The sequence below is a fragment of the Kitasatospora sp. NPDC052896 genome, assembly GCF_044547075.1.
Taxonomy (GTDB): domain Bacteria; phylum Actinomycetota; class Actinomycetes; order Streptomycetales; family Streptomycetaceae; genus Kitasatospora.
In genome coordinates, this window is the sequence record NZ_JBITZU010000025.1 from 59,015 (window position 1) to 69,305 (window position 10,291).

The 10,291-nt window shown below is 73.5% G+C and carries 12 protein-coding genes; 5 read left to right on the forward strand and 7 right to left on the reverse strand.

Annotated elements, in window-relative coordinates:
* Window positions 1-54: 54 nt before the first annotated feature.
* Window positions 55-363: an AzlD domain-containing protein gene (locus ACIGXM_RS31320; protein ID WP_396566843.1), complete on the reverse strand. Its 309-nt coding sequence runs from the start codon at window positions 361-363 to the stop codon at window positions 55-57.
* Window positions 363-1,082: an AzlC family ABC transporter permease gene (locus ACIGXM_RS31325; RefSeq protein ID WP_396566845.1), complete on the reverse strand. Its 720-nt coding sequence runs from the start codon at window positions 1,080-1,082 to the stop codon at window positions 363-365. The genes ACIGXM_RS31320 and ACIGXM_RS31325 overlap by 1 nt, the downstream gene beginning before the upstream one ends.
* A gap of 67 nt (window positions 1,083-1,149) precedes the next feature.
* Here ACIGXM_RS31325 and ACIGXM_RS31330 point away from each other — a divergent pair, with 67 nt between their 5' ends.
* Window positions 1,150-1,731 carry a helix-turn-helix domain-containing protein gene (locus ACIGXM_RS31330; RefSeq protein ID WP_396566847.1) on the forward strand — a complete coding sequence of 194 codons (582 nt, stop codon included), beginning with the start codon at window positions 1,150-1,152 and terminating at the stop codon, window positions 1,729-1,731.
* A 24-nt stretch (window positions 1,732-1,755) separates the two neighbouring features.
* Here ACIGXM_RS31330 and ACIGXM_RS31335 read toward each other — a convergent pair whose 3' ends face one another.
* Complete coding sequence (locus ACIGXM_RS31335) at window positions 1,756-2,046, reverse strand: barstar family protein (protein ID WP_396566849.1); 291 nt, start codon at window positions 2,044-2,046, stop codon at window positions 1,756-1,758.
* 139 nt (window positions 2,047-2,185) lie between these two features.
* On the opposite strand from ACIGXM_RS31335, the gene ACIGXM_RS31340 reads away from it, so the two are divergent.
* From ACIGXM_RS31340 to ACIGXM_RS31350, 3 genes are all read left to right on the forward strand, one after another.
* A complete protein-coding gene (locus ACIGXM_RS31340; RefSeq protein ID WP_396566851.1) occupies window positions 2,186-2,728 on the forward strand; it encodes a DoxX family protein in 543 nt (180 codons plus the stop codon).
* Between the two features lie 163 nt (window positions 2,729-2,891).
* Entirely contained in the window at window positions 2,892-3,803 is a 912-nt protein-coding gene (locus ACIGXM_RS31345; protein ID WP_396566853.1) for an undecaprenyl-diphosphate phosphatase, read from the forward strand.
* Window positions 3,804-3,897: 94 nt separating this feature from the next.
* Window positions 3,898-4,056: a hypothetical protein gene (locus tag ACIGXM_RS31350; protein WP_396566855.1), complete on the forward strand. Its 159-nt coding sequence runs from the start codon at window positions 3,898-3,900 to the stop codon at window positions 4,054-4,056.
* A gap of 9 nt (window positions 4,057-4,065) precedes the next feature.
* On the opposite strand, the gene ACIGXM_RS31355 is transcribed toward ACIGXM_RS31350, so the two are convergent.
* From ACIGXM_RS31355 to ACIGXM_RS31370, 4 genes are read right to left on the reverse strand one after another with little or no spacing between them, the layout of a single operon-like run.
* The gene (locus ACIGXM_RS31355; protein WP_396566857.1) at window positions 4,066-4,734 is read right to left on the reverse strand and encodes a response regulator; all 669 of its coding nucleotides are present in this window, start codon (window positions 4,732-4,734) and stop codon (window positions 4,066-4,068) included.
* The gene (locus ACIGXM_RS31360; RefSeq protein ID WP_396566859.1) at window positions 4,731-6,050 is read right to left on the reverse strand and encodes a sensor histidine kinase; all 1,320 of its coding nucleotides are present in this window, start codon (window positions 6,048-6,050) and stop codon (window positions 4,731-4,733) included. The genes ACIGXM_RS31355 and ACIGXM_RS31360 overlap by 4 nt, the downstream gene beginning before the upstream one ends.
* A 57-nt stretch (window positions 6,051-6,107) precedes the next feature.
* Window positions 6,108-6,938, reverse strand: a complete 831-nt coding sequence (locus tag ACIGXM_RS31365) for an ABC transporter permease subunit (protein WP_396566861.1) — start codon at window positions 6,936-6,938, stop codon at window positions 6,108-6,110.
* A complete protein-coding gene (locus tag ACIGXM_RS31370) occupies window positions 6,935-7,882 on the reverse strand; it encodes an ABC transporter ATP-binding protein (protein WP_396566863.1) in 948 nt (315 codons plus the stop codon). Before ACIGXM_RS31370 ends, ACIGXM_RS31365 begins: the two co-directional genes overlap by 4 nt.
* A 414-nt stretch (window positions 7,883-8,296) precedes the next feature.
* Between ACIGXM_RS31370 and ACIGXM_RS31375 the strand changes: the two genes are divergently transcribed.
* Window positions 8,297-10,150: a glycosyl hydrolase family 18 protein gene (locus ACIGXM_RS31375; RefSeq protein WP_396566865.1), complete on the forward strand. Its 1,854-nt coding sequence runs from the start codon at window positions 8,297-8,299 to the stop codon at window positions 10,148-10,150.
* Window positions 10,151-10,291: the final 141 nt, after the last annotated feature.

Consider the following 10,291-nt stretch of genomic DNA (forward strand, 5'->3'; position numbering starts at 1 on the left):
CTGGCGGTGTTCCCGCCACTGGCCGCGCTCGGGCCGCTGGTCCTGGTCACCGCGTCACGCCACCTGGCAGAGCCGCAGCACGGCCGTGGTCGCCGCCGCCGCGACCACCACCAGCGGGAACGGCGCGCGCCGGACCGCCAGCACCCCGCCGACCAGCACGCCGGCCGGGCGGGCCCAGCCGGCGAAGCCGTGCCCGGTGGTGAGCGCGGCGGTGGCGACCAGGGCGACCAGCAGAACGGCGGCGGCCGTGCCGAGCAACTGCTGGACCCGGTCGGACAGCCGCAGCCGGTGCCCGAGCAGTGGGCCGGTCAGCCGGAACGCGTAGGTGCCGGCGGCGAGCAGGACGATGGCGAGCAGCGGCATCAGTGGTGCACCTCCCGGGGCACGTTCGTGGTGACCGGCCCGCCCCGGCGGCGGGTCGCCAGTAGCCCGGCCAGTGCCAGCAGCACGGGCAGCCCGGCCGGCAGCCAGGGCGTGGCCGCGACCGCCAGCACCGCTCCCAGCAGCGCCGCGTACCGGGTGCGACGGTCGCCCAGCGCGGGCAGCACCAGCGCCAGCAGCACGGTCGGGAACGCCGCGTCCAGCCCGAGCGCGTCGGTGTCGTGGATCGCCCGCCCGGCCAGCGCGCCCACGACCACCGCCGCGTTCCAGGCCGCGAAGAGCGCCACCCCGCAGGTCCAGAACGCGGCCCGGCGCCGCCGCCGGTCGGGCTGGCGCAGCGCGAAGGCCACCGCCTCGTCGATCATCAGGTGCGAGCCCAGCAGCCGGGACCACCAGCGGCCGTCCAGCACGTCGGCGACCGCGAAGCCGAACGGCAGGTGGCGCGCGTTGAGCACCAGCCCGGCCGCGACGGCGGCCAGCGGGCTGCCGCCGGCCAGCACCACGCCGACCGCGGCGAACTGCGCGCCCCCGGCGAAGACCAGCACCGACATCGCGATCGGCACCCAGGCGGGCAGTCCGCCGGAGACGGCGATCGCGCCGAAGGAGGCGCCGACGATCGCGTCGGCGAGGCAGACCAGGGCGATGTCGCGGCGCGTGTCACGATCGAGGGTTCGCGAGAGGGTTCGTGATAGCGAACGCATGTCCACTAGAATGAACGCATGGTCGATCGTTCGTCAAGGCGAACGAGGAGAAGTCTGGAGCGAACGTATGGCCACTGACGACGCGGACGGCGGCGCCTCCTCCCTCGCCCTGATCGGGCTGATAGCGGCGGCCATCCGTCGCGAGCGCGAGCGTGCCGGCCTGTCGATGGCCGAGCTGGCCCGGCGCGCCAAGATCGCCAAGTCCACCCTCTCCCAGCTGGAGTCGGGCACCGGCAACCCCAGCGTGGAGACGCTCTGGGCGCTCGGCGTCGCGCTGGACGTGCCGTTCAGCCGGCTGGTCGACCCGCCGCGGCCCACCGTGCGGGTGATCCGGGCCGGTGAGGGGCCGGTCACCTACTCCGAGCGGGCCGCCTACGCCGCCACCCTGCTGGCCTCCTGTCCGCCCGGCGCCCGCCGCGACGTCTACCGGATCGACGCCCAGCCGGGGGAGTCCCGTGACTCCGACCCGCACATGCCGGGCACCCAGGAGCACGTGGTGCTGAGCGCCGGCCGGGCCCTGGTCGGCCCGGCGGACGACCCGGTCGAACTCGGCCCGGGCGACTACGTCTGCTACCCGGGCGACGCCCCGCACGTCTTCACCGCGCTCGCACCGGACACCACCGCGGTGCTGGTGATGGAGCACGTCTGAGCGGTGCGCCGGGCCGGGGGCGGCTCAGGCCAGCTCGACGGTGACCCCGGACCCGCGCAGCAGGTCCACCACCGCCTGCGCGTAGCCGGGCGGCAGGTCGGGGGCCCGGCGGGCGGTGGCGAAGGTGTGCCAGACCAGGGTGAACGGCGGCTCGGGGCCGAAGCCGCCGCGCAGGCAGTCGGCCAGCGCGTCGAGGTTGCGGCCGTAGTAGCCGCCCGGGCCGTTCACCGCCTCGCCCAGCGCGGCGTAGAGGCCGCCGCGGTCGGCGACCCGGCTGCCGTCCAGGTGGAACGTCGGCGGTGCGGGCTGGGCCATCGGGACTCCTCTGCCGGTCGGCCGGGCCGACTTCTGCTGCCACCCAGCATCCCCCGGATGGCCTGCCCCGGTCGAGGAGCCGCGAGTCGTCGGCTGGGATGGGAGCGCACGGGGCCCAGCAGGAGAGAAGAGGAACATCATGGGCTGCTGCTTCAACCGCAAGGACCTCGGGCTGCTCGCCCTCCGCTCGGCCGTCGGCGGGGTGCTCTTCACCCACGGTGCCCAGAAGCTGTTCGGCTGGTTCGGCGGCGGTGGCATGGAGGGAACCGCGCGGGCCATGGAGCAGATGGGCTTCAAACCGGGCGGCCGCAACGCGCTGGCCGCCGGGCTCGGCGAGGCCGGCGGCGGTGCGCTGCTGGTCGCCGGCCTGGCCACGCCGGCGGCCGGCGCGATCGTGGCCGGCACCATGGCCGGGGCGATCTCGGTGCACTTCTCGCGCGGCTTCTTCGTCACCCAGGGCGGCTACGAGTACCCGGCGGTGCTCGGCGCCTGCGGGCTGGCCGTCGGCCTCTCCGGAGCCGGCCGCTACTCGCTGGACGACCTCACCGGCTACCGGCTGGACCGGGCGGCGATCGGCCTGGTCGCCTTCGTGGCGAGCGCCGCGAGCGCGGCGGCGGTGGTGTCGAAGCGGCAGCGGGCCCTGAAGGAGGCCGCCGCGGCGGAGCGCGCCGGCGCCTCATGATCAGTAGGTGAGCAACAGATGAATTCCCGGTCCCTGGGCGCCGGACGTCTACAGAACTGTAGTACGTTCGCGCTGGCAGGGGCCTGAGGCTGCACCGGCACGCCTGGGTACGCTGTCCGCTTCCGACGGAACTCCGTACCGCAGAGCTGAAGGTGTGCTGCCGATGTCCCTGACCTACCCGGAATCGATCGGCGTGGGCCTGCTGCAAGGCGTCACCGAGCTCTTCCCGGTCTCCAGTCTCGGACACAGCATCCTGATACCGGCGCTGATAGGCGGGCACGTCCAGCAGGACCTGAACATGACGGCCGCCAAGTCGCCGTACCTCGCGGTGCTGGTCGGGCTGCACCTGGCCACCGCGCTGGCGCTGGTGGTGTTCTTCTACAAGGACTGGATCCGGGTGGTCCGCGGGCTGATCAGCTCGATCCGCGAGCGCCGGATCCAGACCTCCGAGCAGCGGCTGGCCTGGCTGCTGATCGTCGGCACCGTCCCGGTCGGCATCGCCGGCCTGGTCGCCGAGAAGGCGCTGCAGGCCGCACTCGGCAAGCCCGTCCCGTCCGCGATCTTCCTGGCGCTGAACGGCCTGGTCCTGCTCGGCGCCGACCGGCTGCGCCGCGGCGGCGGTGGCCGCCGCCGGGCCGGCCAGCAGATCGCGCACACCCCGGGCGTCGACCCGGCCATCGAGTCGGACCACCGGATCACCAAGCTGACCTTCCGGCAGGGCATGTGGATCGGCGCCGCCCAGGTCCTCGCCCTGCTCCCCGGCATCAGCCGCTCCGGCGTCACCATGAGCACCGGCATCCTGCGCGGCCTCAACCACGAGGACTCCGCCCGCTTCGCCTTCCTGCTGGCCACCCCGGTGATCCTGGCCGCCTCGGTGCTCAAGGCCCCCGAGCTGCTCGCCCCCGAGAACGCCGCCATCCGCGGCCCGATGCTGGCCGGCTCGCTGGCCGCCTTCCTCGCGGGGTACGTCTCGGTGCGCTTCCTCACCAAGTACTTCGAGAACCGCAGCCTCACCCCCTTCGCGATCTACTGCATGGTCGCGGGCATCGGCAGCGCCGTGTACCTGAGCATGTGACGCGGGACGGCGGCACGGCGCGGGTCACTCCCTGGAGTGGCCCGCGCCGATCTCGTTCCCGGTGCCCTGACGATCGCGACGAAGGACGACGCCCGTGGGTCTCCGCGTGGTGCGCGGGACGACCCTCACCCTCCGGGACCGGGACCGCCCCGAGCCGGACACCACCGTCGTGCGCGCCTCCGTCGTCAGTGCGGACGCGCACGAGACGAGCTGCCTGGCGGTGATCGACCCCACCGCCATCGACCAGCTGTGAGGCAGTGCCTCAGGCCGGTCTGACCAGGTGGTTCTCGTAGGCGTAGACGACGGCCTGGACGCGGTCGCGCAGGCCCAGCTTGAGCAGGATGCGGCTCACGTGGGTCTTGACCGTCGCCTCGGCGAGGTAGAGCTCGGCGGCCACCTCGGCGTTGGAGAGGCCGCGGGCGATCTGGACCAGGACGGAGCGTTCGCGGGTGGTGAGCGCCTCGACGGCCTGCTCGCTGCGGGTCGGACCGGCGCCGTCGGCGGGGAGCTGGGAGGCGAAGGTGTCCAGCAGCCGGCGGGTGATCCGGGGGGCGACCACGGCGTCGCCGGCCGCCACCGAGCGGATCGCGCTGAGCAGCTCGTCGGGCTGGGCGTTCTTCAGCAGGAAGCCGGAGGCCCCGGCGCGCAGCCCGGCGAAGGCGTACTCGTCCAGGTCGAAGGTGGTCAGGATCAGCACCTGGGTGTCCGGGCACTGCTCGACGATCTGCCGGGTGGCCTCGATGCCGTCCAGGCCGGGCATCCGGACGTCCATCAGGACCACGTCGGGCCGCAGCCGGGTGGCCAGCCGGACCGCCTCCGCGCCGTCCTCGGCCTCGCCGGCCACCTCCAGGTCCGGCTGCGAGTCCAGCACCAGGGTGAAGGCCACCCGGAGCAGCGGCTGGTCGTCGACCAGCAGGACGCGGATGGTCATGACGGTGGAACCTCCTGAGGCTGCGGACGGAGATCGAGGGCCGCGGTGACCCGCCAGCCGCCGCCGGGCAGCGGGCCGGCGGACAGCTCCCCACCGTACGCGGCAACCCGCTCGCGCATGCCGGCCAGGCCGTGACCGGCGCCGGACGGAGCGCGGCCACCCCCACCGCCGCACCGGCACGATACGCCCGCATCGTTGGCGGCCTGCGCCGCACCCCCGCCGAGCGCCCGTCCGTCGTCCCGCACCTCCAGCTGGACGGCCTCCGCCGAGCAGGTCACCCGGACCACCGCGCGGGCGCCCGGCGCGGTGTGCTTGAGCGTGTTGGTGAGCGACTCCTGGACCAGCCGGTAGGCGGTCAGCTGGGCGCCCGGCGAGATCGTGCCGTAGTCGCCGTCGAGGCGCAGCTCGGTGGGCAGCCCGGCGGCCCGCACCTGGGCGGCCAGCGCGGTCAGCTGCCCGAGGCCGGGCTGCGGGTGCCGCGCGGCGTCCGGCTCGTCGGCGCGCAGCACGCCGAGGAAGCGCCGCATGTCGGTGAGCGCCTGACGCCCGGTCTCGGCGGTCTGCCGCATCGCGGCGGTGGCCTTCTCCGGGGCGTGCGGATTGGCGTAGACCGCGCCGTCGGCCAGCGCGACCATCACGGACAGGTTGTGGGTGACGATGTCGTGCATCTCCCGGCCGATCCGCGAGCGCTCCTCGGCCACCGCGAGCGCCGCCTGTTGGTCGCGCTGCCGCTCCAGCTCGCGGGCCCGCGAGCGCAGCGCGACCAGCTGGGCCCGGCGGGCCCGGATGTTCAGGCCCAGCACGGCGGCCGCGGTGGTGGCGCCGGAGAGCATGAAGACGGCCTTGAGCCAGCTCTCCACCGGGTCGGGGTTGAGCTGGTACGGGAACCAGCGGTTCACCGCCAGCACCACGCCCAGCTCGGCCACCGCGTAGGCGGCCAGCGTGTGCCGCCAGCGGCAGTGCGCGGCGACGGTGTAGAGCGCGAGCAGCACCGTGATGTCGGCCGGCATCACCGGGCTGGTCAACCACTGCAGCAGGGCGACCGCCGCGGTCGCCGCGAAGACCGCGAGCGGGGCCCGGCGCCGGAAGGTCAGCGGGAGCACCAAGGCGGCCTGCAACGCCCAGAGGAGCGGGTGCCCGTTCAGGTAGTGGCCGTGCGGTGCGGCGGTCAGCGTCAGCACGACCAGGGCGAAGCCCAGGTCCACGGTGGTCGGGTAGCGCTCGGTGAGCACGCGGACGCGCAGACCGGCGAGCCCTCGGGCGACGGCCGGGAACCGTCGCCCGAGGGCTGCTGGGGAGAGGTCGGCTGTGGTCACCGGGCCATTCTCCGTCCTGCCGCGTTCCGCGCGCGGCCGTCCATCGGGGCGGGGCCGTCAGGCGTCCCGCCGCTTGAGCACCACGGCGGCGCCGACCAGCGCCACCGCGACGTAGCCGCAGAGCACGCCGTAACCGGTCCACGGCGCCAGGGTGTGCGCCTCCTGGTGCAGGGTGGCCAGCGACTCGCCGGCGTGGCTGGGCAGGTACGGGCTGATCGCGTCGCCCCAGGAGCTGGGCAGCGCCTCGGCCAGCACCGGCAGCACCAGCAGCAGGCCGAAGACGGTGGCGATGCCGCCCGCGGTGTTCCGGACCAGGGTGCCGATGCCGACCGCGAGCAGGCCGATCGCGGTGAGGTAGAGCGCGGTGCCGAAGACCACCCGGGGCACGCCGGGGGCGGAGAAGCTGGTGTCCAGGTGCTTGCTCGCGAGCACGGCCTGGCCACCCAGGAACGCGACCACCACCGAGACCGTGGTGACCACCCAGGTCACCACGCCGAACACGATGGCCTTGGCCCAGAGCACCGGCAGCCGTTTGGGCACCGCGGAGAGCGAGGCACGGATCATGCCGGTCGAGTACTCGCCGGTGACCACCAGCACGCCGAGCACGCCGACCGCGAGCTGCGCGAGGTAGTAGCCGCGCAGGCTCTGGTCGGCGGGGCTGAAGAAGGCCCGCTCGTCGGGCTGCATGTGGTCCCAGCGGTTGACCGTGACGTAGCAGATCAGCAGCCCGAAGCCGACGGTGGCCAGCGAGGCGGCCAGCAGCGTGATCCAACTCGAGCGCAGCGTACGGAACTTGATCCACTCACCGGTGATCACCCGGGGGAGCGTCACCTTGCCGCCGACGGCGTCGACGGTGGAGCTGCGGGGGGAGACGGTGGCGGTGCTCATGCGGTGGCCTCCTCGACCTTCGCGGACGGGGTGACCGAGGCCTCGTACTCGACGGCGTCCCGGGTGAGTTCCATGAAGGCCTCCTCCAGCGAGGCCTGCTGCGGGGTCAACTCGAAGAGCACCAGGCCGTGTTCGGCGGCCAGCCGGCCGATCCGCTCGTTGTCCGCGCCGTCCACGGTGAGGATCCGGGCATCGGCCGGGTCCTCGCTGACGGTCACCTCGGGCAGCGCGCGCAGCAGTTCGGCCAGCCGGATCGAGTCCGGGGTGCGGACCAGCACGCTGCCGCGGGAGGCGCTGCGGGTGAACTCGGCGACCGAGGTGTCCGCGATCAGCCGGCCGCGGCCGATCACGATCAGGTGCTCGGCCGTGAGGGCCATCTCGCTCATCAGGTGCGACGAGACCAGGACCGTCCGGCCCTCGCCGGCGAGCGACTTGAGCAGGTTGCGGATCCACCGGATGCCCTCCGGGTCGAGCCCGTTCACCGGCTCGTCCAGGATCAGCGTGGCCGGGTCGCCGAGCAGCGCGGAGGCGATGCCGAGCCGCTGGCCCATGCCGAGCGAGAAGCCGCCGGCCCGCTTGCGGGCGACCTCGCGCAGTCCGACCAGATCGACCACCTCGTCCACCCGGGAGCGCGGGATGCCGTGGGTGGCGGCCAGCGCCAGCAGGTGGTTGAAGGCGCTGCGCCCGGTGTGCACGGCCCGGGCCTCCAGCATCGCGCCGACCTCGCGCAGCGGCGCGGCGTGCTCGGCGTAGCGGCGGCCGTTCACCGTGGCGTGCCCGGAGGTCGGGGTGTCCAGGCCGAGCAGCATCCGCATGGTGGTGGACTTGCCGGCTCCGTTGGGGCCGAGGAAGCCGGTGACGACGCCGGGGCGCACGGTGAAGCTCAGGTCCGCGACGGCGGTTCGGGGGCCGTAGCGCTTGGTGAGGCCAACGGCTTCGATCATGGAGGGTCCCTGGGACGGGGCGGGCGGGTCGTTGCCAGGCTAGGCGGCGCCGCGGCCCGGAACGAGTGGCCTGAGGAGGAGCGCGGCGAGCGCGGGCGTGGGCCGCGGGATGCACCCGGGCTACATCTCAGGACGGACCCGGGACGGGTGGAGCCGGTCCGGGGACGGCCCCAATCCGGAGATCAGCTCTTGACCGCGCGGGTTGGTCTAGTCCATTTTAATCTCCCAGGTGCAGGGAGTCCCTGAGCCGGTGTCAGCGTTCCGTGGTCGCTGGCGCCGGTCCAGGCGTTCCCTGCACCGGTCCGCCCGTAGGACCGTGCACGCTTCTTCTCTGTCATGCCCATGGCCGGACGGCCCCACCCCGCCCGACCGACCCCCGGGCCCGGCAGTCCCCCACCGTCAGGAGACGCAACGATGCTCTCTCGCACCCTCCCACCGGATCCGGCCACCGAGCCGGCCCGGCGCCGCCGCCCGAAGGGGCTGGTCGCGCTCGCCCTCGGCGGCACGGTCCCGCTGCTGCTCGGCGCCGCCCTCGCGCTGACCGCCGGCAGCTCCGCGCAGGCCGCCGTCGCGGCCACGACCGCGGGCAACGCCACCGCCGGGAACACCACCGGCGCGGCGGCGACCAGCGGCGGCCTCAAGGTCGCCTACTTCGACCAGTGGTCGGTCTACGGCAACGCGTTCTACCCGAAGACCATCCAGGACACTGGCGAGGCCGGCAAGCTGGACTACCTGATCTACGACTTCGAGAACATCGACCCGACCAGCGGGAAGTGCTTCGAGGCCACCAAGGCCGCCTCGCAGGACGACAACAACCCGAACGCGGGGGACGGCGCGGCCGACGCCTTCGCCGACTACGAGAAGTCCTACGACGCGAGCACCAGTGTCAGCGGCGTCGCCGACACCTGGAACCAGCCGATCGCGGGCAACTTCAACCAGCTCAGGGAGCTGAAGGCGAAGAACCCCAACCTCAAGATCCTGCTGTCGATCGGTGGTTGGACCTACTCGAAGTACTTCTCGGACGTGGCGGCGACCGACGCCTCGCGGAAGGCCTTCGCCTCCTCCTGCATCGACATGTTCATCAAGGGCGACCTGCCGACCGACGCCGGCTACGGCGGCCCGGGCTCGGCGGCCGGCATCTTCGACGGCTTCGACATCGACTGGGAGTACCCGGGCGGCGGCGGCCACACCGGCAACCACGCCTCGCCGGCCGACAAGCAGGACTACACCGCGCTGCTGGCCGAACTCCGTTCCGAGCTGGACGCCCAGGGCAGGGCCGACGGGAGGACCTACGCGCTCTCCGCGGCGGTCGGCGCCGGTCAGGACAAGATCCAGAACTACGAGACCGACAAGATCGGCCAGTACCTCACGTTCCTGGACGTGATGACCTACGACATGCACGGCGCCTGGGACGCCACCGGCCCGACCAACCACCAGGCCGCGCTGTACTCGGACCCGAACGACCCGATGACCCCGGTCGCGCCCGGCAACGCCAAGTACTCGATCGACGAGGCGATCAAGGCCTGGACGGTCGGCGACCCGCAGTACGGGATCAAGGGCGGCTTCCCGGCCAACAAGATCAACATGGGGGTGCCGTTCTACTACCGCGGCTGGACGGGCGTGCCGGCCGGCGGTGACAACGGGCTCTTCCAGAGCGCGACCGGCCCGGCCGCCGGTGCCGCGATGTCCGGGAACGTCAACGGGATCCGGATGTACAAGGAGTTGAACGGCACGGTCGACAACCCGGCCGACACCTACTGGGACCCGGTGGCGCAGGCCGCGTACTTCTACGACGGGACCAACTTCTGGTCCGGTGAGGACGCCCAGTCGATCCAGGCCAAGGCCGACTACCTGCACTGCAACGGGCTCGGCGGCTCGTTCGCCTTCTCGCTGTACGACCTGGGCACGCAGACCGCGCTGTTCGACAAGATGGTGGACGCCACCAACGGCTCGGCCGCCAACTGCCCGGCCCCGCCGGCCGCTTCGCCGACCGCCCCGGCCTCGCCGACCGCGACGCCGACCCCGACCCCGAGCGGTACCCCGACCCCGAGCGGTACCCCGACCGGCCAGCCGACCAGCACCGCGACCCCGACCGCCCCGGCCGGTACCTGCACCGTGCCGGGCTGGTCCGCCACCGCGGTCTACGCCACACCCGGCACCCAGGTCTCCTGGCAGGGCCACCTCTACACCAACAAGTGGTGGACCACCAACGACAATCCGAGCCAGAGCGGCTCCTGGGGCGTCTGGACCGACAACGGTCCCTGCTGACAGCGGCACCCGCACCGCGGCGGGGGGGCCCGCCCCCCCCCCCCCGCGCCCCCGGCCCCCCCCCCCCCCCCCCCCCCCCCCCCGCCCGACCCCCCCCCCCCCCGGGGGGGACCCCGGTAATAGCACGCGAGCCGCCCCCGC